This window comes from Klebsiella sp. CN_Kp106 (assembly GCF_040064575.1).
GTDB lineage: Bacteria > Pseudomonadota > Gammaproteobacteria > Enterobacterales > Enterobacteriaceae > Klebsiella > Klebsiella michiganensis.
Genome location: NZ_JBEAIG010000011.1, coordinates 39,297 through 60,076 on the forward strand (window position 1 = coordinate 39,297; position 20,780 = coordinate 60,076).

Sequence of the window (20,780 nt, forward strand, 5' to 3'; positions counted from 1 at the left end):
CTCCGGGAAATTCGGCCACTCTGCACTCTGCTCCCGGGGGCGGCGCGATGCGCCTTGCCCGGGCTACGGGTTCACCGCCGTCTGCGGGTCTGGTAGCCCGAACAGATGCGCAGCATCGCCTCCGGGAAATTCTGCCACTCTGCGCTCTGTTCCCGGGGGCGGCGCGATGCGCCTAGCCCGGGCTACGGGTTCTTGCGATCTGGGGGGGCTGTAGCCCGGATAAGGCGTTAGCCGCAATCCGGGAAACCTCGTCGACCACTCCGTTTTTACGCGCTTTTTGTATTAATCATCCTGTTCAGCCACGGCACCATGAACGCCATGACCACCGTGACGCCCAGGGTCACCAGGCCAATTTTGCTGAAGACATCGGTATAAATCGGCAGCGTCTGTAGCGGGTCGGTAATATTATTCGGTACGGCGGTGAAGGTCGCCACGTAGCCGCCCAGCAGGAACGCGGCCGCCTGGGTTAAAAACCACATCCCAAGAATAAAGCCCATCAGATGCTGCGGCACCAGTGCGGCAACCATCGCCAGCCCCAGGGCGCTAATCAGCAGTTCCCCCAGACTCTGGAACAGATAGACCAGCACGATAAACCACGGCGAGGTCAGCCCCTGGGCGTCGGCAAACCACATTCCCGCCGCGGCGGCTGTGAGAAAGCCCAGCGCGCACAGGAACATGCCAAGGGTAAACTTCATCGGCATAGTCAGGTCTTTGCCCTTATTGCCCAAACGCGTGTAGATAGCGGCGAGGATCGGGCTGGCCACCACCACCCAGAACGGGTTTAGCGCCTGAAAGCTCACCGGGTTAATCGCGAAACCAAGTATTTCATGGTGAACGTTATTGATAGCAAAGAAGTTGAGCGAGGTGGGCATCTGCGCGTACAGAATATAAAACAGCACCGCTTCCAGCATCAGGATAAAGGCGACGAACATTTTGTTGCGCCCGGTTTTATCCAGCTTGAAGGCCTCGCGGAAGAAGAAAATCGTCACCACCACTGAGAGGATAATCAGCACCAGATTGGCGATTTTGACATTATGCATTAGCCAGGCGCAGAGAAAAATCATGACCACCGTACCGGCCAGCACGTACAGTAAATTGCGCAGGCTCAGCGGTTTGTGGTCCGGCTCAGAGCCGATATCTTTCACCATACCCCGACAGGCGAAGTAAACCAGCAGGGCGACGATCAGACCGGCGCCGCACAGGTTGTAGGTTACCGCATAGCCGAACTTGTCGGCAATCACCGGCGCCAGCGACAGCGACAGCAGCGAACCGATATTGATCGACATATAAAACAGCGTGAAGGCGCCATCCAGGCGGGCATCTTTTGGCGGATAGCATTTGGACAGCAGGCTCGCCGGGTTAGCTTTAAACAGGCCGTTACCCACCGCAATGGTCCCCAGCGCGATGAAAATCAGATTGGGTTTGAGCAGCGACAGGCCGGTCATAAAGTAGCCTGCGGCAAGCACAATCGCGCCCAGAACCAGCGTACGTTTCGTACCCAGCAGGTGATCGCCGACATAGCCGCCGATGGAGATAAGGCCATATACCAGCGCGGCAAACGCGCCAAAGGTAATAAACGCCTGCTCCTGAGAAAAACCGAGCTGTTTAACAAAGAAAACGGCCAGGATCCCCTGAACGCCGTAATAGCCAAATCGCTCCCATAGTTCCACAAAGAAGATCATGAAGAATGGGCGAGGTTGCTGCAGCAAGCCTGTCGGTGCGGTTGAATTCATCTTTCTTCGCCTTTAAGTCCTGTCCGGAAAAGTATGAACGCGTATGCCAAAACGCGCTGAAAAAGGTTAATTTTGCGTAATGATATGATGTTTATCTATTTTGGCGAATTATTATATGGCTATATTGCTTTTGAAATGGTTGATCAACCTGGCATTGTGGCGATTATTTGGATTTATATGCTTTTTGCGGCGGGTGGGGGAAATAAAAACGCCCGCGTTGGCGGGCGTTGGTCATCAGCGAAATGAAATAACGTCCTGTTATTCGTCTTCTTCGTCGCGCAGCGGGACAATCAGCATATCCACGTGAACGGTGTTGATGAGCTGACGAGCCGAGGACATCAGTTTGCTCCAGAAGTCCTGATGGTGACCGCAAACCACGAGGTCCATATCATACTTTTTAATCGCATCAACCAGCACCTGGCCGAGATCGCCGCTGCCGCTCAGGGTCTCAGTGATCGGATAGCCAGCGTTGGTGGACAGCTCGCTTAACGCGTGGTGAGTCTCTTCGGAGATGCGTTTCTGCATGTCGCCCAGATTGACGTCAATAAGGCCGGTGTAGAGATCGGAGTAATTCACATCCACGTGGATCAGGGAAACTTTTGCATTGTAGGGGCGGGCCATAGAAACGGCTTTTTCTACCAGTACTTTGCTTTCCGGGGACAGGTCTACTGCAATGAGAATATGTTTGTAAGCCATGGTGTTACTCCTTCCATAAGTTGTCGATGACCGTTGGACCTGACAGCCAGCGCTGCCGCTTCGCCCGCGTCCTGCGTGCTACATTCGCGGGGGGGAGTCCTTAAGGACCTAATTGTAGAAGATATTTCTACCTTATAGCGCCCCTCGCGATCCGTCAATCCACCTTGTTCAGCGAATAGTTAAACAAATATATCCGACTTATGCATTGATAATGATTAACGTTGTGGTAAAAAAATTAACTGATCTCCTACACTATTTAATGAGCCGGTCGGATAAATAAACGTGATCGGAATCGCACTCTTTCACAGTACAGTCGGTTTGATATTGGGGAGCGGTAGTCCCGGAGGGAGCCTCCGAGGACGGGTCGCCGGGGAGGAGGTATGATCAGCACTGTTGCGCTGTTTTGGGCCCTGTGTATCGTATGTGTAGTGAATATGGCACGCTACTTCTCGTCGCTGCGTGCATTGCTTGTTGTGCTACGTGGTTGTGACCCTTTGCTCTATCAATATGTCGACGGCGGCGGTTTTTTTACGTCGCACGGGCAGCCCGGCAAACAGGTGCGCCTGGTGTGGTACATCTACGCCCAGCGCTACCGCGATCACCACGACGATGAATTTATCCGCCGCTGCGAGCGGGTTCGTCGGCAGTTTATTCTCACCAGCGCGCTATGCGGCCTGGTGGTGGTCAGCATGATTGCTCTGGCTATCTGGCACTAGCTTCACGATACAAAAAAAACGGGCCAGTTTCCTGACCCGTTTATCTTTCTTGTTTCTGATATTCGCTTAGATAATCTGCAGCGAGAGCCAGTACAGCGCGCCGGACAGCAGAATCGCCGCGGGCAGGGTCAGTACCCAGGCCATCAGGATGCTGGTGACGGTTTTCTTCTGCAGACCGCCGCCATCAACGAGCATCGTCCCCGCTACCGAGGAGGAGAGCACGTGGGTGGTGGAAACCGGCATACCGGTATAGCTCGCCAGACCAATCGATACGGCGGCGGTCATCTGAGCTGACATACCTTGTGCGTAGGTCATCCCTTTCTTACCGATTTTCTCGCCGATGGTGGTCGCCACGCGACGCCAGCCGATCATGGTGCCGATACCCAGCGCCAGCGCAACCGCCATAATAATCCAGATTGGCGCGTACTCGATGGTGCTCAGCATATCGGTTTTCAGCTTCTTCAGCAGACGCTTATCGTCAGCATTCACTTCCGGCAGCTTAGCCACTTTGTCAGTGGTGTCGGAGATGCAGAGCATAATACGGCGCAGATGGCTACGCTGTTCCACGGAGAGCGTGTCGTAGCTTTCGGTACCGGTCAGCATCGTCTTCACGCGGTCAAGCGCGTTGATGGTGTTTGCCGGGTGGCAGTGGAACTCGCCGTTTGCGGCAGCCCCTGCGTCCGGAGACGGGATGAGCTGCTCGGCGCCGGTCGCTTTTTTCAACAGCTCAGGACGCTGCTGGAAGAAGGTTTCCACGTTGTTGACCGCATCGCGGGTACGGGTGATTTCGTAGCCGGAAGCGTTCATATTGACCACGAAGCCAGCCGGAGCCACGCCGATCAGCACCAGCATCACCAGGCCAATGCCTTTCTGACCATCGTTCGCGCCGTGGGAGAACGCGACCCCAATGGCGGACAAAATCAGCGCAATACGCGTCCAGAACGGCGGCTTTTTCTTGCCGTCTTTCTTTTCACGCTCGGCTGGAGTCAGGTGGATACGGGCGCGTTTTTTGGTTCCGCTCCAGTAGCGACGCAGAATGAAAATCAGGCCGCCCGCCACGACCAGGCCAACGATTGGCGAGACGATCAGCGAGCCAAAAATACCCATGACTTTCGGGATGTTCAGCGCGTCCACCACCGACGTACCGGTCATCAGGGCATTGGTTAAACCAATACCGATGATCGCGCCGATCAGGGTGTGCGAGCTGGAGGCCGGAAGGCCGAAATACCAGGTGCCGAGGTTCCAGATAATTGCCGCCAGCAGCATGGAAAAGACCATGGCGAGGCCATGTGCTGAACCCATGTTAAGCAGCAGGTCGGTCGGCAACATATGCACGATGGCATAGGCTACGCTGAGACCGCCCAACAGAACGCCGAAGAAGTTAAAAAGAGCCGCCATCGCCACAGCAAGCTGCGACCGCATTGCGCGAGTGTAAATCACCGTTGCAACCGCGTTTGCGGTATCATGAAAACCATTGATCGCTTCGTAAAAAAGCACGAAAGCCAGAGCAAGCAATAACAGTAATCCGGTATGTAAATCCAGACCGGCAAATAAATGTACCATAGGACGTTACGCCATTTTGAGGACATGAACGCGGCGCATTATCAGTGACTTTCGCGGCGCGGGCAAAGTGAAATATAGACTTTTTTTGATTTTCTTCCTGTTTAAGTTTTACCTTGTTGGGAGTATTCCTATATCTTTCAATGAGGTACGCAAATCTGTTTTTTTCAGTCTGGTGCGACCAGAATGAAAAATTTACAATTCCCGACAATCGGGATATGAGGAATGTTGTGTGGAAAGGTTTGATGCCATCGTAATCGGCGCCGGAGCGGCGGGAATGTTTTGTGCAGCGCAGGCGGGGCAGGCAGGCTGTCGGGTGCTGCTGCTCGATAACGGCAAAAAGCCCGGGCGGAAGATCCTGATGTCTGGCGGTGGCCGCTGCAACTTTACTAACATGTATATCGAACCCGCGGCATATCTCAGCCAAAACCCGCATTTTTGCAAATCTGCGCTGGCGCGCTACACCCAGTGGGACTTTATCGATCTGGTTAGCAAACACGGTATCGCCTGGCATGAGAAAACCCTGGGCCAGCTTTTCTGCGATGATTCCGCCGAGCAAATCGTTAACCTGCTGCTGGCCGAGTGCGAAAAAGGCGGCGTACACATTCGCCTGCGTAGCGAAATTATCAGCGTAGAGCGGGATGATGAGGGCTATACGCTACAGCTTAACGGCGAGACGGTGGCGGCGAAAAAGCTGGTGGTTGCCTCCGGCGGATTATCCATGCCCGGCCTGGGCGCCTCGCCGTTTGGCTATAAGCTCGCCGAGCAGTTTGGCCTGAAGGTGCTGCCGACCCGCGCGGGCCTGGTGCCGTTTACCTTGCATAAGCCGCTGCTCGAACAGCTGCAGGTGCTTTCCGGGGTGTCGGTGCCGTCCACCATCACGGCGGAAAACGGGACCGTCTTCCGGGAAAATCTGCTCTTTACCCACCGCGGGCTGTCCGGGCCGGCGGTACTGCAAATTTCCAGCTACTGGCAGCCGGGAGAGTTCGTCAGCATCAATCTGCTGCCGGATTGCCATCTTGATGACTTCCTTAACGAGCAGCGCGCGGCGCATCCCAATCAGAGCCTGAAGAACACCCTGGCAATACAGCTGCCAAAGCGGCTGGTTGAGTGCCTGCAGCAGCTGGGGCAGCTGCCGGACGTCACCCTGAAACAGCTAAACGTTCGCGAGCAGCAGGCGCTGGTTGAGACGCTGACCGCGTGGCGCGTCCAGCCGAATGGCACCGAAGGCTATCGCACGGCGGAAGTGACCCTCGGCGGTGTCGACACCAACGAACTCTCTTCGCGCACCATGGAGGCCCGCAAGGTGCCCGGTCTGTACTTTATCGGCGAAGTGATGGACGTCACCGGCTGGCTGGGAGGCTATAACTTCCAGTGGGCGTGGGCGTCAGCCTGGGCATGCGCGCAGGCTTTAGCGGAACAGAAATAACCGCCTGCTCTGTATCAGCGGACCCGGCTCCGCCTTATCCGCTGATATTGTGCTGCTTTAATTTGCGCCACAGGGTCGTGGGGCTGATGCCGAGCATCACCGACGCTTTGGTTCTGTCCCCGTCGGTTTTTTCTATGATATGGCTAATCAGCCGTTTCTCTTGTTTCTTTAATAAATCGGTTTCATCTGATGCCACGCCCGCGGCCGGGAAGTGAGAGCTCTCGTTGGCGTCATCCGGTGAAATTTGACCGATCTGCAGCAAAACGTCTTTGCTCACTCGATCGATGTCCAGCAGGACGATGAGCCGGTAGATAACCGCCTGAAGTTCACGAATGTTGCCAGGCCAGCTATAGCGATGCAAAAAATCCACCGCGTCGGGGGTAAATGTGATTTGCCTACCTTGCTGATAAAGCAGGTGCTGAATCAACAACATGATATCGCCCGGTCGTTGGCGTAAGGCCGGTAGACTCAACTCAAGAATATTGATTCTATAGTACAGATCCTGCCTGAACTCATCGCTGGCGACGAGCTGGCGCAGATCTTTATTGCTGGCGGTGATCAGGCGAAAATCGGCGGTGATCAGCGTATCGCCGCCGAGACGAGAGAATTGCTTCTCTTGTAGCACGCGCAGCAGCTTAACCTGTACCGATAACGGCGCTTCGCTGATTTCATCGATAAACACCGTGCCGTTCATCGCCATTTCAAACACCCCCGGTTTTCCGCCCTTGCGCGCGCTGGTAAATGCGCCGTCGGCATAGCCAAAGAGTTCACTTTCCAGAATGCTCTCGGGAATAGCCGCGCAGTTAATCGCGATAAAAGGGCCGTGGCTTCTGGCGCTATGGTTATGAATACTCTGAGCGAAAAGCTCTTTACCTGTGCCGGTATCGCCCAAAATATGAATGGGAAGTTCGTGGCGGGCGCACAGTTTAGCTTTTTTTATTACATCGCGTATCGCCGGAGACTGGCCAATAATGTCGTCGAAAGACCAGGTTGTGGAAAAACCGCGGAGTTTACTTTTTTTGCTGATACTATTTTGCCAAAGTGAACTCTCCTGGTTTAATCCTGTAATAATGCTATAAGATGTTTGGCGGTTGGAAAAATGACGTATGGAAATAAAAATAGTTTGGCCGTTAATATCAATGACCTGTTCTTTAATGTCTAATTCGTTAATAATACTGGCGTAAATATCTTTAAATGCCTCTTTTTTGAATATTTTATCTCCGACATGACACTGGAATAAGCTCAGGCCGATAGCATTAATATTTATGATCTCACCCAACTGATCAATACACATGATGCCCTCACGTGCTTGATTCAGCGCGGCGTGGCTCATGATGAGCTTGGTATTTTCTCGGTTGAGATATTTTAATAAGCTATAAGCTTCATTGATGGCCTGCTCAATCGAAATATTATCGGTGTCTCCCATAATAGCATTGAGGTTATATTTTTTAGCCATTTCAGCAACCGTAAGGCCGCCGATGACCGTATGGTAATCGTTCTCTGAAAGATTTTTTATAACGTTTTCAATATCATTGTGGTTGTATACCTGGCAAATTTTAAACTCTTCGTTAGTCATGTTCTGATAATGACGTAAGGCATTACAAAATTGGGGGAAACCAACCGCGGCGATTTTTTGTGATTTGATTTTGGCCTGTTGTAAAATGCGATAAACGCCGTGAAAATCATGGGCGATCTCAATGACCGGGATACTAATATTGTTACGCAGGAGGGCGGCGGTGCCGCCTCGGCTAATAATTATCTTAGCGCCGGACTGGATCATCTCATTCGCTTTATCGAGAACGTCAGAATAACGAAATTCATATACCGGAACATCGAGCTTCCTCTCAATAAGAACATTCATGATGCGTTGGGTTATTGTTTTGGAAACTGAAAAAATGACAATTTCATTATTCTTCATATATTATTCGCTCAGGTGTTCTGGGTTTGCAATGTTTATTATATGGCGAGCACAGGGAGAATCAATGAGGGTGGTCATATAATACGATATTAAGAATAAAAGCCTTACGCATAGCAAATGCGTAAGGCTATGTCATTAGTGATTAGAAACGCAGGCGGCGGTAGACAATTTGACCGTTGCATAAGGTAGCGCAGTTATCGATATAACGGTCACCTTCGAGTTTGACCCCGTGGGTATCTTCAAAAATGACGTTCTCTTTTCGCAGCTTAACAATGGAAATATCAGCACTGGCGCCGGGCGCCAGGGTACCAATTTGCCCCTGCATTTTCATCAGGCGGGCCGGCGTGGCGGTTACCGCGCGAACGATATCGAAGAAGGACATTCCCATGTTGAGATATTTCGACATGACGTGGAGCAGACTGTAGACCTTATCCGTCCGTAAGCTATTTCTCAGGGTGAGATCGGTGCTGATGATATCGGGATAAAATCCCTGCTCCATGGCGGTTCTGGCAACGTGAAAATCAAAGTGGGCCACGCCGTTTGAACAGTCGAAGATAACCCCTCTGGTCTGCGCCTCTTTTATTGCCGCATAGACCTCGCCCTGTTCATCGAGAATCGAGTGGCCGGTACCGTGGAAGCAGTGGGCGTAAATATCATCGGCATTAAAATAGCGGATCAGTTCATCGGCGCAGAGAAGAGAGTCCGTGACGTGAACGCAAATCGTGGTATCCAGTTTACGCGCCAGGGAGACGGTAGAGAGAAGAGGGTCGCTGGCGTACTGTTTCCCTTTGGCGATATCCTGGCTGTAGCGTAGTTTCAATCCCAGAATATTGTCTCTGTTGCTATTCAGCGTTTGGGCGATTTTCTCCTCGTTGTAATTCGCCGGATTGGTATTTTCCAGATACCCGGTCGGCCCGCCCCCGAGGGTGGAAAGCCCGACGTTGACCACGTTCAAATAGCTTTTGATTTTCACCATGGCAGGATGAATCACGCTATTGCGAAAAAGCTGATAATTCACCCAGCCGCTGCTGCCGGCATCGACCATGCTGGTGACCCCGTTGGGCAAGCATACGATGTCAGGGTTGACGCTGATGGCAGTCCCGCCGTGAAAAACATGACCATGGAAGTCGATTAAGCCAGGCAGCACGATACAACCCGCGGCATCAATCACCGTTTCGGCCTGCAAATCGTCAACGGTATTTAAGTCCACGATGCGATCGCCGATAACGCCAATATTACGATTAATATAATCATGACCTTCGAGATCGGCGACCAGACCGTTTTTAATCAGAATATCCAGTTTCATTTTATGCTCCTGTTAAATGCCGATAAACTTCCAGTAAGGAATACCGATCAGGAAGAAGATTAATACGTTGACCACCACCATGATGGTGCCCAACATCCAGAACGTTTTTTGCGGGACGTAGCCGCTGGAGAACGTAAATACGCCCGCGCCGTTACCGTAGTGCGTCAGCAGTGCGCCATAGCCTGCGGAGAAAGCCAGAGAAAGCGCCACGTACATCGGGTGCGCCTGGGTCGTCATTCCCAGGGTAAAGAGTACCGGATAGAAAGAGACGACGAACGCGCTGTTCGAGACAAAGAAATAGCGGACGGCAAGGCTGATAAAGACCAGCACGGCAATCGCGCTGATTTCATTGAGATGCGACAGGTCGAGATAGTTTTTGATAACGTCCACCAGAAAGACGTAGAACCCGCCTTTTGATAGGGCAACCGCACAGCCATAAAACGCGCCATACCAGACGAAGGTCTGCCAGGCCGATTTTTCGCTCACCACGTCATTCCAGCTCAGCACGCCGAAAAGCAGCAGACAGGCGAGGAACGCCAGGCCGACGGGAATAAAGGCGATGCCGGTGATGGAACCCGTCATCCAGCCGAGCACGCCCAGGACAAAGAACACGATCAGCAGCTTCTCTTCACGTTTTACCGGACCCAGCTCACGCAAGCCCTTCTCGGCAATTTCATTGACGTTATCGATAACTTTCAGTTCCGGCGCGTAGATTTTATACAGTATCCACGGCGCGAGCAGCAGCACCAGTCCGGCTGGCACCACGGCGGCTTTAAACCAGGTCATCCATTCGAGATTCACCTTCATGATCTCGTTGGCCAGCGAGACGGTAATTGAGTTGGTCGCCATCCCCGTCAGAAACAGGCTGGAGGTTCCCATTGAGACGACGTACATCAGGATGGTCAGATAGGCGCCGATTTTGCGGCTACCGTCGTCGGGCTTCGAGCCCAGCGCTTCGGCGATGTTCCTGAAGATGGGATAGGTAATGCCTCCCGAACGGGACATATTTGAACCCGTTGCCGGGGCCAGTACGGTATCCGTCACCATCATCAAATAACCCAGGGTGAGGGTATTTTTTCCATAGCGTTTTAGCAGAAGATAGGCGATACGTTTACCCAGTCCGGTAATAACAAACGCTTTGCAAATAATAAAGGCGCTGATAATAAACCAGACCATAGGGCTGCCAAAACCGGCAAACAGGGGAGCGGGGTCGAGAACCAGAGAGGCAAACCCGAGAATAATCAGCATAATGACCGCATCGGTAAACGGGCGCAAAACCAGCCCGCACAGCATCGCCAGATAGATGCCAACCATATGCCAGGTCGGTGCGGAGACGCCTTCCGGGTGCGGTATTATCCAAAATAAAACGGGGAAAAAGATAATGGGCAAGAGTTTTAAATAAAGCATTTTTATTACCTTTGCTTTAAAGCCACGGCCCGTCAGGGCACCGCGGCCTGATATTATTTAATCAAATTAACGATACATGTCGTCGATAAACTCAACGCCGGTCTCATCCAGTGATTTTTTGACCCAAAGGCGATTCGCGGTGCCGTTTTTGGCGGCCTCTACTTTGCTGGCATCGAATTTTGCATACTCTTTGGCTTTATTCAGTACGGCTTCTGCGTCGCCGAGGGGAATAACAATCACGCCATCCGCATCGCCGACGATCAGGTCGCCCGGACAAACCGCGACGCCGCCAACGGCGATCGGCGTGTTCACCTCCCCTGGACCTTGTTTAAACGGGCCTGCGGGGTTAGAGCCGGTAGCGAACAGCGGAAAATCGAGAACCGACAGCGCATCGATATCGCGGATAGGCCCGTCCAGCACGATACCGGCGATTTTTTTCATGCAGTGGGCATAGGCCACCATGATTTCGCCCATTAATGCCCGCGAACGGTCGCCTTCGTTGGAGACGACAATCACATCGTTCTCACCCGCCATATCCAGCGCGGCGTGCAGCATCAGGTTATCGCCCGCGCGGACTTTCACGGTGATGGCGAACCCCGCCATAATCGGCTTTTTCGGCGAAGAGATACGTTTAATGCCGTTACCCAGAACGGCAATACGGTTCATGGTGTCAGCAATATTCGCCGCCGGGAGCTGTTCAAATTCTTTAAGAAGATCGACGCTGCAGGTCGGACGCTTTAAAAAAATACGGTTACCAATAGTCATTTTTTTCTCCTTAAAAACCCGGGACCGGCCAGGACGGTTTCTTACCGGATAAGACTTCATCAATGCCAATCGCGGAATGGAGCGAGGCTCTGTCGGTCGCTTCAATGGTGGCGGCGCCAATATGCGGGGCAATCACGATATTGCTTAGCGAGAAAATCGGGTCGTTGGCATCAAACGGCTCTTTCTTTAAAACATCCACGCCCGCCCCGGCGATAGCGTGGGTGCTCAAGGCGTGATACAGCGCTTTTTCATCAACCAGCTTTCCGCGTGCGGTATTAATGAAATAGGCGGTAGGCTTCATCATGGAAAACTGTTTCTCTCCGACAAAATCGGTGGTTTCCGCCGTCGTCGGACAGTGCAGAGAAACGAAGTCGCTCTCTTTGAAAATACGGTTAAAATCGTTGGTAAGCTCTACGCCTTCGGGGATCTGCTGCTGGGTTTTATACGGGTCATAGGCGATAACTTTCATATTAAAGCCATGCAGCGCTTTGATTGCCACGCGTGAACCGATATTCCCGACGCCAATTAAACCCAGCGTTTTTCCATCCAGCTCCACTTTTGGCGTGCGCAGTTTTGCCCAGTAATAATCTTCAAGCATCTTTTCCTGTACCAGCTTGAAATTACGCGAGCAGTGCAGCATATAAAATATGGCCAGTTCGGCAACGGACATGCTGTTAGCAATTGGCGCATTTAATACGACGACGCCGTGACGTTTAGCCGACGCCAGATCGACCGTATCGTAACCGGCACCGTGACGCGCAACGACTTTCAGCTTTTTAGCCGCTTCAAATACGCGGTCGGACATTTTTGAAAGGCGGACGATAATACCGTCGCAATCGACGATGTCGCGAATGATATCTTCTTCTTCCATCCCTGAGCCGTTAATCAGTTGATAACCGCGGCTTTCCAGATATTCTCTCCCTTCTGCCATGATTTCCTGCGGGAGTAAAATTTTGTACGTCATTTAACTATCTCCAGTGTTGATTACGTGGAGGTAATTGCATGGCGTGTGCCATACATTCATGCAAGATGAATGTTTTTTGTAATGCTTTGATATGTGTGTGTATTTTGTTTTTGTGGTCAACGAGTTGTGGTGATGTTCTTCACATACCTGAACGCCGAAGTGAGGTCGGTTATTTAATTATGAAATGGCTGAAATGCATAATTAAATGTGCGAATGGCGAGCTTCACACTTTATTTTATTTATATGCGGAGAGCATTTTCTTGTAGCGATTGACATTGCCCGGTGGACAACTTAAAACGTAAGCCAAAGGTTAATCTGGAGAGGTTTCGGCAATGAATAAATCACAGGTGGAGATATTCATGCTTATGGTTCGGGAGGGGAGTGTTCATTTTGTATCGCAGCGGCTGAGTATTGCGCCTTCGTTGATAACAACCAGCGTATGTGCGCTTGAAAATGAACTGGGTTTCAACCTGATTAAGCGCGGCAGGAATATCAGAAAAGTTATCTTAACGGAAAAAGGACACGCTTTTTATCGGCTTGCTCCAGAGTTACTGAGATTGCTTAATGCGATTGCGGATATTCGGGCGGGAATAAAACAGCCCGGCAAGTCCTTCCCGCCGGGCAAAATAATCAGTTCAGCCCCAGGAAATACTGGGCAATTTTGAAGTAGATAATCAGTCCGGTACCGTCGATAAGGGTGGCGATAAACGGCGCTGAAACTACAGCCGGGTCGATGCCTACGCGTTTGAGCGTCAGGGGGATCACCGAAGACACCACCGCGCTCCACAGGGTAATGCATACCAGCGTCAGGCTGACAATCAGGGTGATCTCCATGCCGATGCCCATCATCCAGGCGCGCAGGCAGCCCGCCAGGCCGAGCGTAATGGCAATCAGCAGCGAGGTTGAGACCTCTTTACGGATTACGCGCCCCATATCGCGCAGCCGCACCTCGCCGAGCGCCATGGAACGCACGAGGGTGGAGGTGATCTGCGTTCCGCTATTGCCGCCGGTACCAATCAACAGCGGAATGAAAAAGGCCAGCGCAATCGCCGACTCCAGCGCTTCCTCAAAATGCTGTAACACGCTGCTGGTATAGGCTTCGGCGACAAACAGCAGCAGCAGCCATACCGAACGTTTTTTCCACAGCGCCCACGGGCTGGTTTCCAGGTAGGGCTTTTCCAGCGGCAGCGTCGCGCCCTGACGCTGAGCATCCTCGGTCACGTCATCTTCCAGCAGATGCGCGATCTCTTTTTCCATCAGGCAGCCGACCAGCTCGCCCTTTTCGACCACCGGCACGAGGTCGAACCCGCGCTCGGCCAGCTCGGCGACCACCTGCGGCCGCGGGTCGTCAGGCCTGACGCGAAACAGGCAGCTATCCATTAAATAACGAATGGACTGGGCGGTATCGCTCTCCTGCAGCAGCTTTTTAATCGATAAACTGCCGCGCAGTTTTTTCCCGGCGACGACAAAAACCTGGCCGGGGATCTCATCGCTGGCCAGCTGAGAAACGAACAGCTCACGCGCTTCATGAACGCTGAAATGTTCCGGCAGGGTAATGAAATCGGTACGCATGTACTGGGCGATCGCGTCGCCGTCGAACGCTGCGGTAGCCTGATGTGCGGCGCACAGTTGAATGGAAGACATGGTGTAATTCCCTATAAAAAATCACTCATAGGGGCGAACAAGACAGGATGAGCACAGGCAGATCCCTACGTCCTGGTTTTAGCACTGCACAACGTATCTGCCCGGCATGAACGCCGTCAGAAGTTACCTTGGCAACACCTTGATTCGATGGAAGCCTGTATTTCCCTGAGTGGTCTCTCTCGATACCAACAGGGCGGTAACTTATGTTTATGCAGGAGCCTCGCCATAACGAGATCGTTAAATGAGGCCTGATTATTCGCGAAGAGAGATGATTAACCAAGCATATAATTCATGTGGTTTATTAATTGTTGAGAAAAGGCGAAAGTTTATTGCGATCAGGGCGATACAGGGATTTTTCCCTCTTAGGGTGAACAAAATTTTTTCAAACTATACTTAGCAATGGATGCGTTATAAATGCTATTTCCCGCGAGATTGTTGGTTGAAAAAACTGAGGTGACCCATCGTATAAGCGATATTTAAGAGGAACGCTGTTATGTTGAAAAACAGGATTAATCTTCAGGTTATTATCTGGACGACGCTCATTGGAGGGTTCATCAGCTCTCTGGTGAAGTCGGGAACGGAAGCTAATATGCCGCCCCGCGTGGCGGGCGAGATATCGCCCCCGGCGGCGCATATCGACGCCTGGCTCGGCTGGCTTGGCATTAATTCACACTCGCTGGACTACGTTTATCAGGGGGTGACAATCCCCGGCGCCGTCATGCTTTACCACTGGCTGTTCAGCTTTGCTTTTGCCTTTCTCTATGTCTTTATTTCCGCATACTGGCCGAAAATCCGGCTTTGGTACGGCGCGGCCTATGGTCTGATTATTACTCTCGTTATGCACGGCTTCCTCATTCCCGCGCTGGGCTTCAGGCATCCCGCCTATTTAAACGGGGAAACCGGGTGGCTGTGGAACCTGAATGGCTACGAGCTGTGGAGCGAAACCCTCGGACATATTTGCTGGTCGTTTTCGATTGAAATCAGCATGATTGCCGTTCTTGCCCTGCTGGCAAAACCGATACGAGGCGCATGGGCCAACGAGTCGCCATAATGGCGTTAGTCCCGATCGCGCGTTAAAGAGTCATTTATCGCATCCCACGGCTATGAGTGGGGTGACTCCTTCTCCGTTGGCAAACACTGCAAATGGCCGTGGCGCACGCCGCGCTGGGCGATAACGTCATCGGCAAAATGCTGAACGTCGCCCATATCGCCTTTCAGCACGGCGATTTCCAGACAGTCGTCATGGTTGATATGTACGTGGAGGGTGGCGACGGAGAGGTCGTGGTGGTGATGCTGGGTGGAAACTAAACGGCTGGCTAAATCGCGCTTCTCATGTTCATAAACATAGGAGAGTACCGCGAAGCCCTGGGTGCCGTGCTCCTGAGCGCTTTCCTGGGCCAGCGCGCCGCGCAGAATATCGCGGATGGCTTCGGAGCGATTATGATAGCCGCGGCGCTGGCTCAGGCTATCCAGCGTGTCGAGTAAATCGTCATCAAGAGTAATCGTGATACGTTGCATCTGTTTTAAACCTTATTACGGCGCACGGGAAAGGCGGGAAGTACCGCATTTTGTAACACGCGACCGGCGTGGGAAGAAAACGTTAATTTGTCGCCCACGACCTGCGTCTCAACGATTTGCCCCTCATCCATCACCATCACCCGCTGGCAAAAACGCTCCACCAGACGTAAGTCGTGGGTGATAAACAGACAGGCGGTGCCAAACTGTCGCTGAAGCTTTTTGAGCAGACCAATGACGCCCGCCTGGAGCACCAGGTCGAGGTTAGACACCGCCTCATCAAGGATCAGCAGCTGCGGCTCAACCGACAGCGCGCGCGCCAGGCAGACGCGCTGCAGCTGTCCGCCGCTCAGCTGCGGGGGGCGCTTATCGAGCACGCTAACATCGAGATCCACCGCCCTGAGCATGTCGCTTGCCCGGGCCAGCTGTTCCGCTTTCGTCAATGACAGCAGATGTCGCATGGGTTCACGCAAAATCTCGCGTACCGTTTTACGCGGATTCACCGCGCTGATGGCGTCCTGAAACACCATCTGAATATCCCGACGGAACGCCTTTTGCTTAGCGTGATTGAGCCGGGAGAGCGGTTCTCCCCGCCAGCAGACGCTGCCCTGAGTGGGGGATTCCAGGCCAACGAGCAGGCGCGCCAGGGTGCTTTTCCCGCAGCCGCTGCGTCCCAGCAGGGCAACGGTTTCACCGCTTTTCAGCGCCAAAGAGACCTCTTTTAGCACCGTTGAATCGGTATATTGATGGGTTATCGCGGATACGCTCAGTAATGTCATCAGGCCAGCTCCAGTCCGTAGAGGGCGAGATGCGCCGCCACCAGGCTGCGGGTGATGCTGTGCTGCGGAGCGTTGAACAGGCTTTCTACATCCCCCTGTTCCACAATGCAGCCGCTATCCATCACCGCCACATCGTCCGCCAGCCGCGCCACGACGCCCATATCGTGAGTGACCAGCAGCATCCCGGGCCCGCGGTTTTGCATAACACCTGCCAGCAGATCGAGAATGCGCGCCTGGGCCACGGCGTCCAGGTCGGTGGTGGGTTCATCGGCAATGATAAACGGCGCCTCGCACAGCAGCGCCATGGCAATCATCATCCGCTGCAGCATGCCGCCGCTCATCTCGAACGGATAAAGCTTCAGGACGCGCTGCGCCTCCTCCAGCCCAACGGCTTCCAGTACCGCCGTAAGCGTGGCGTCGTCTGCGGGTTTACCCAATGCCCGGCAGGTTTCCCGCGCGTGGGTCGCCATGGTGTGCAGCGGATTAAAGGCGCTGCGCGGGTTCTGCATAATGGTGGCGATTTTGCTGCCGCGCAGCTCGCCGGGGGAGACCGGCTGGCCGTCGGCGAGGATCATCCCCGCCGTTTGCCGTACGCCGGGAGGCAAAATGCCCAGCGCCGCCGCGCAGGTTAGCGATTTTCCGCTGCCGCTGCCGCCAACCAGCGCCAGCACGCGCCCGCGTTTGAGCGTCAATGATACGCCGTGCACCAGCGGACGCTCGGCCTGTAAGACGATGTTTTGCAGTGTAATTTGTTGCGGCATTAGTGGGCGTGCTCCGCGATCAGATGAGGATCCAGGCGATCGCGCAGCGCGTCGCCCACCATGTTGAAGGCCATGACGGTGATAAACAGCGCCAGTCCTGGCCAGAACATTTGCAGCGGCTGGGTCCAGATATACTGGCGGGCGTCGTTAATCATCACCCCCCACTCGGCGGTTGGCGCGGTGACGCCGAGGCCGAGAAACGACATCCCGGCGACGTGCAGCATCATATGCCCGATATCCAGGGTCGCCAGCACCAGCAGCGACGGAATGACCGCGCCGGCCAGATGGTCGACGAATACCCGCACGTGTCCCGCGCCGGAAAGCCGCGCGGCGAGCACAAATTCGCGCTGGCGCAGGGAGATTGTCAGGCTGCGCACCATCCGCGCATACCACGCCCAGTGCGACAGGGCGATGGCGATAATCACGTTGGTCAGCCCGGTTCCCAGTACCCCCACCATAAAGAAAGAGAGGATTGAGGTCGGGAAGGTCATAAACAGATCCGCGACGCGCATGGTGGCCTGATCGACGCGGCCGCCGATAAGCCCGGCGCAGCCCCCGACGAGGAGTCCCAGCGCCAGCACCAGCAGCAGGCAGGCCATCACCGAGCCGAGCGATACGCGGGTCGCCGCCAGCAGACGCGAGAAGATATCGCGCCCCAGATGATCGGTACCGAGCCAGTGCTGGCTGCCGGGCGGCAGCAGGCGCGAAGGCAAATCGATCGCCTGCGGATCGTACGGCAGCCACCACTGGCTGGTGAGCGCAACGACCGCCAGCAGGGCGATGATAAGCAAAGAAATGCGGACGGACCCGCGTGAAGAGAGGAAAAAGTTCACGAGCGCGCTCCTTCATGGCGGCGAATGCGCGGGTCCAGCGCGGCGTTCAGCAGATCAACCATCAGGTTACAGACCACAAAAACGATCACCATCATCAGGGTGAAACACTGAATCACCGGATAATCGCGATTAAAAATCGCCGAGACGGCGTAGCGGCCCACGCCGGGCCAGGCAAAGATATTCTCGATAATCATCGTGCCGCCAATCAGCTCGCCGATATGCATCCCCACGGCGGTAATCATCGGCAGCGAGGCGTTGCGCAGAATATGGCGGCGCTCGGTTTGCCTGTCGTTCAGGCCGCGCAGCCTGGCCCAGGTTACGTGACGCTGCCCGGAGACTTCCAGCATGCTGGCGCGCAGCAGGCGGGCGTTGATCGCCAGCGACATAAAGGCGATCGACACCGCCGGCAGAATGATGTGCTGCCAGCCGCCATAGCCCATCGCCGGCAGCCATTGCAGATAAACCGAAAAGAACATCACCAGCAGGAAAGCCAGCCAGAAGTTGGGCATCGACACGCCGAGAAAAGCGATGATCCGCACAATAAAATCCGGCAGGCGGTCGCGGTGCCGCGCCGCCCAGATGCCCAGCGGCACGGAGGTGAGGAGGATCAGTACCAGCGCGGCGCTGGCCAGCTGCAGCGTGGCGGGCAGAAAGCTCAGCATGTCATCCAGCACCGGACGCTGGGTGGCGAACGAAACGCCAAAATCCAGATGCAGCGCCTGCCACAGCCAGCTGCCGTACTGGACGATAAGCGGCCGCTCCAGCCCCAGCATCGCGCGGGTTGAGGCCACCATCTCCGGCGTCGGCGGCAGGTTTGACAGGCGCAAATAGTCCAGCGCCGGGTCACCGGTACCCAGGCGCAGCATTAAAAAAATAATCACCGAGGCGGCGAAGATCATCGGTATCAGCAGCGCGACCCGCCGCAGCGCGTAACGTAACATCAGGGTTTCACCGGCTTAATCTGTTCAAACGGAATTTCAGACGCGATCGGCGCGTAGGGAATCGCCCCCAGCTCCGGTCTGGCGACCACCATCATCGAGACGTAGCTGATGGGCAGATAGACCGCATCGTTGTGCAGTCGGGTCAGCAGGTCTTTGTACAGCGCCTGACGCCGCGTTTCATCTGTGGTTTTCAGCACCTCGCCGATTTCTTTATCAATAATCGGTTTGTCGGCTAATCCCTGCTGCGCCTGAAAATCGGCGTGCGACGGTACGCGCATCGAACTCATAAAGGCGTGCGGATCGTAGGGTGCGCCCCAGGTACGGTTGAAAATCATGCCGAAGCGACCATCGCGCTGGCGGGCATAAATACTGCTCTCTTCCTCGCCAACCAGCGACACGTCCACGCCAACCTGGCGCATATCGGCCTGAATGATTTCCGCCATCGATTTGCTTAGCGCGTCGGTACCGATAAACGACAGCTCAACCCGCAGCGGCAGGCCGTTTTTCTCGCGAATATCCTTACCCGCAGGCAGGACCCAGCCCGCGTTTTCCAGCAGCGCCTTCGCCTGCTGCGGATCGTACCGGCGCGGCGTCAGGCCAATATCGGCATAGGGCACGGTGGGGGCGAACAGCGTATCGGCCACCTGCTGAGTGCCGTACAGGGCGTTATCAATCAGCGATTTTTTATTCACCGCAAAGTTCAGTGCTTCGCGCACCGCTAGTTCGTTGGTGGGGGCTTTGGCGGAGTTCAGCGCCAGCATCACCGTCTCTATCGGGCGGGAAAGCTGGGTACGGTAGGCCGGGTTGTGGCTGAAGCGGTCGAAGGTGTCGAGCGGCAGCAGCCCTTCGTTGCCGTAGAGCAGGTCAATATCGCCGGTTTCAAAGGCCACCGCGCGGGTCGTCGGGTCCGGGATCACCTTGACGGTAATTTTTTCAATCTGCGGCTTTTCGCCCCAGTAGCGCTCGTTACGCACCAGCACGTCGTACTGATTGAGTTTTGATTCCTTCAGCACCCACGGACCGGTGCCAATCGGCGCTTTAATGCCGTGCAGGGTCTCATTGTCTTTGAACTGCGACGGGGCGATAAAGCGGAAAGGGCGCGGCAGCGCCAGCTCCTGTAAGAACGGGTAATAGGCGCTTTTCAGGGTGATTTGCAGCTGGTTTTTGTCGAGCGCGTTGACCTCGACGATCTGATTGACCAGCTCCAGCCAGGCGTGGCGCTGGCGGTTATCGAGCACCACGCGGAAGTTCTCCGCGGCGGCATGGGCGTCAAACGCTTCGCCGTTGGAAAATGTCACGTCATCGCGCAGGGTGAAGGTCCAGACTTTGCCGTCCGCCGAGTGGGTCCAGCTTTTTGCCAGCCAGGGTTTTACCGAGCCATCCGCCTGATACTTTACCAGCGGCTCATAGACCATGCTCTGGGCGTACATCTGGTTGGGCGTATAGAGGTGCGGGTTGAGCGGCCCCACGTTGACCGGCCAGGCGGTGGTGATTTCATTGGACGCGGCGCAGGCCAGCAACGGGGCGCAGGCGAATAGCGCCAGCAGGGTGGTGCGGATAATAGACAAGGCTTTTTCTCAGCGACAGGAAAGTATGACGATTTTAAAGATTCATCATACTTTCGGCGTAAGCTGGATCAATATCGGGCCTGAAAGTATAAGAAAACGGTATATCTCTTTTGGCTGTATGAGTTTACGAACCCGCCTGCAGCCCGGCTAAACGCAGCGCAAGCCGGGAAGCATCAGCTTCGGCACATTTCCCGGAGGCGATGCTGCGCATCTGTCCGGGCTTGTATGATTACTCCGTCAGAAAG

Annotated in this window: 20 protein-coding genes and 1 riboswitch; of the genes, 5 read left to right on the forward strand and 15 right to left on the reverse strand. The window is 54.3% G+C overall.

Features of this window, described 5'->3' with window-relative positions; all coding sequences use genetic code 11:
• Positions 1 to 266: 266 nt before the first annotated feature.
• Complete coding sequence (gene dtpB / locus ABLU96_RS06875) at positions 267 to 1,733, reverse strand: dipeptide/tripeptide permease DtpB (RefSeq protein WP_064406126.1); 1,467 nt, start codon at positions 1,731 to 1,733, stop codon at positions 267 to 269.
• Positions 1,734 to 1,805: 72 nt separating this feature from the next.
• Here dtpB and ABLU96_RS06880 point away from each other — a divergent pair, with 72 nt between their 5' ends.
• Positions 1,806 to 1,979 carry a hypothetical protein gene (locus ABLU96_RS06880; RefSeq protein WP_155774232.1) on the forward strand — a complete coding sequence of 58 codons (174 nt, stop codon included), beginning with the start codon at positions 1,806 to 1,808 and terminating at the stop codon, positions 1,977 to 1,979.
• 12 nt (positions 1,980 to 1,991) lie between these two features.
• Here the strand turns inward: ABLU96_RS06880 and uspA are convergent, their stop codons facing one another.
• Positions 1,992 to 2,429 carry a universal stress protein UspA gene (gene uspA / locus ABLU96_RS06885; RefSeq protein ID WP_004126268.1) on the reverse strand — a complete coding sequence of 146 codons (438 nt, stop codon included), beginning with the start codon at positions 2,427 to 2,429 and terminating at the stop codon, positions 1,992 to 1,994.
• A 380-nt stretch (positions 2,430 to 2,809) separates the two neighbouring features.
• On the opposite strand from uspA, the gene uspB reads away from it, so the two are divergent.
• Positions 2,810 to 3,145, forward strand: coding sequence for a universal stress protein UspB (gene uspB, locus ABLU96_RS06890; RefSeq protein ID WP_004855171.1), 336 nt, complete (start codon positions 2,810 to 2,812; stop codon positions 3,143 to 3,145).
• Positions 3,146 to 3,211: 66 nt separating this feature from the next.
• Here the strand turns inward: uspB and pitA are convergent, their stop codons facing one another.
• Positions 3,212 to 4,708, reverse strand: coding sequence for an inorganic phosphate transporter PitA (gene pitA / locus ABLU96_RS06895; protein WP_014227140.1), 1,497 nt, complete (start codon positions 4,706 to 4,708; stop codon positions 3,212 to 3,214).
• A gap of 229 nt (positions 4,709 to 4,937) precedes the next feature.
• Between pitA and ABLU96_RS06900 the strand changes: the two genes are divergently transcribed.
• Positions 4,938 to 6,134 (forward strand): NAD(P)/FAD-dependent oxidoreductase, encoded by a 1,197-nt coding sequence (locus ABLU96_RS06900; protein ID WP_025106829.1) that lies wholly within the window; start codon positions 4,938 to 4,940, stop codon positions 6,132 to 6,134.
• A gap of 34 nt (positions 6,135 to 6,168) precedes the next feature.
• On the opposite strand, the gene ABLU96_RS06905 is transcribed toward ABLU96_RS06900, so the two are convergent.
• The 5 genes from ABLU96_RS06905 to ABLU96_RS06925 all read right to left on the reverse strand — a co-directional run bounded on the left by ABLU96_RS06905 (position 6,169) and on the right by ABLU96_RS06925 (position 12,494).
• The gene (locus tag ABLU96_RS06905; protein ID WP_064406124.1) at positions 6,169 to 8,052 is read right to left on the reverse strand and encodes a sigma 54-interacting transcriptional regulator; all 1,884 of its coding nucleotides are present in this window, start codon (positions 8,050 to 8,052) and stop codon (positions 6,169 to 6,171) included.
• A gap of 142 nt (positions 8,053 to 8,194) precedes the next feature.
• A complete protein-coding gene (locus ABLU96_RS06910; protein ID WP_049084366.1) occupies positions 8,195 to 9,358 on the reverse strand; it encodes a metallo-dependent hydrolase in 1,164 nt (387 codons plus the stop codon).
• Between the two features lie 12 nt (positions 9,359 to 9,370).
• Positions 9,371 to 10,765, reverse strand: a complete 1,395-nt coding sequence (locus ABLU96_RS06915) for a DASS family sodium-coupled anion symporter (RefSeq protein WP_004126262.1) — start codon at positions 10,763 to 10,765, stop codon at positions 9,371 to 9,373.
• 66 nt (positions 10,766 to 10,831) lie between these two features.
• Complete coding sequence (locus ABLU96_RS06920) at positions 10,832 to 11,530, reverse strand: RraA family protein (RefSeq protein WP_047722841.1); 699 nt, start codon at positions 11,528 to 11,530, stop codon at positions 10,832 to 10,834.
• 10 nt (positions 11,531 to 11,540) lie between these two features.
• The gene (locus ABLU96_RS06925) at positions 11,541 to 12,494 is read right to left on the reverse strand and encodes a hydroxyacid dehydrogenase (RefSeq protein ID WP_064406119.1); all 954 of its coding nucleotides are present in this window, start codon (positions 12,492 to 12,494) and stop codon (positions 11,541 to 11,543) included.
• A gap of 332 nt (positions 12,495 to 12,826) precedes the next feature.
• Here ABLU96_RS06925 and ABLU96_RS06930 point away from each other — a divergent pair, with 332 nt between their 5' ends.
• Positions 12,827 to 13,159: a LysR family transcriptional regulator gene (locus ABLU96_RS06930; protein WP_049080823.1), complete on the forward strand. Its 333-nt coding sequence runs from the start codon at positions 12,827 to 12,829 to the stop codon at positions 13,157 to 13,159.
• Here ABLU96_RS06930 and ABLU96_RS06935 read toward each other — a convergent pair.
• Complete coding sequence (locus ABLU96_RS06935) at positions 13,125 to 14,138, reverse strand: magnesium transporter (protein ID WP_064407374.1); 1,014 nt, start codon at positions 14,136 to 14,138, stop codon at positions 13,125 to 13,127. The genes ABLU96_RS06930 and ABLU96_RS06935 overlap by 35 nt on opposite strands.
• Before the next feature lie 56 nt (positions 14,139 to 14,194).
• Positions 14,195 to 14,378: riboswitch (M-box (ykoK) riboswitch) on the reverse strand.
• 253 nt (positions 14,379 to 14,631) lie between these two features.
• On the opposite strand from ABLU96_RS06935, the gene ABLU96_RS06940 reads away from it, so the two are divergent.
• Positions 14,632 to 15,189, forward strand: coding sequence for a DUF1440 domain-containing protein (locus tag ABLU96_RS06940; protein WP_025106835.1), 558 nt, complete (start codon positions 14,632 to 14,634; stop codon positions 15,187 to 15,189).
• A gap of 50 nt (positions 15,190 to 15,239) precedes the next feature.
• Here the strand turns inward: ABLU96_RS06940 and nikR are convergent, their stop codons facing one another.
• Genes nikR through nikA form a run of 6 tightly spaced genes read right to left on the reverse strand, consistent with a single transcriptional unit; the run spans position 15,240 to position 20,535 of the window.
• Entirely contained in the window at positions 15,240 to 15,656 is a 417-nt protein-coding gene (nikR, locus tag ABLU96_RS06945; RefSeq protein ID WP_025106836.1) for a nickel-responsive transcriptional regulator NikR, read from the reverse strand.
• A 5-nt stretch (positions 15,657 to 15,661) separates the two neighbouring features.
• On the reverse strand, positions 15,662 to 16,432 hold the full coding sequence (gene nikE, locus ABLU96_RS06950; protein WP_025106837.1) for a nickel import ATP-binding protein NikE: 771 nt from the start codon (positions 16,430 to 16,432) through the stop codon (positions 15,662 to 15,664).
• Positions 16,432 to 17,193, reverse strand: a complete 762-nt coding sequence (nikD, locus tag ABLU96_RS06955; RefSeq protein WP_014227131.1) for a nickel import ATP-binding protein NikD — start codon at positions 17,191 to 17,193, stop codon at positions 16,432 to 16,434. Before nikD ends, nikE begins: the two co-directional genes overlap by 1 nt.
• Complete coding sequence (nikC, locus tag ABLU96_RS06960; protein WP_004855132.1) at positions 17,193 to 18,026, reverse strand: nickel ABC transporter permease subunit NikC; 834 nt, start codon at positions 18,024 to 18,026, stop codon at positions 17,193 to 17,195. Before nikC ends, nikD begins: the two co-directional genes overlap by 1 nt.
• Positions 18,023 to 18,967 carry a nickel ABC transporter permease subunit NikB gene (gene nikB / locus ABLU96_RS06965; RefSeq protein ID WP_025106838.1) on the reverse strand — a complete coding sequence of 315 codons (945 nt, stop codon included), beginning with the start codon at positions 18,965 to 18,967 and terminating at the stop codon, positions 18,023 to 18,025. The genes nikC and nikB overlap by 4 nt, the downstream gene beginning before the upstream one ends.
• Positions 18,967 to 20,535 carry a nickel ABC transporter substrate-binding protein gene (gene nikA / locus ABLU96_RS06970; RefSeq protein WP_025106839.1) on the reverse strand — a complete coding sequence of 523 codons (1,569 nt, stop codon included), beginning with the start codon at positions 20,533 to 20,535 and terminating at the stop codon, positions 18,967 to 18,969. The genes nikB and nikA overlap by 1 nt, the downstream gene beginning before the upstream one ends.
• Positions 20,536 to 20,780 lie beyond the last annotated feature (245 nt).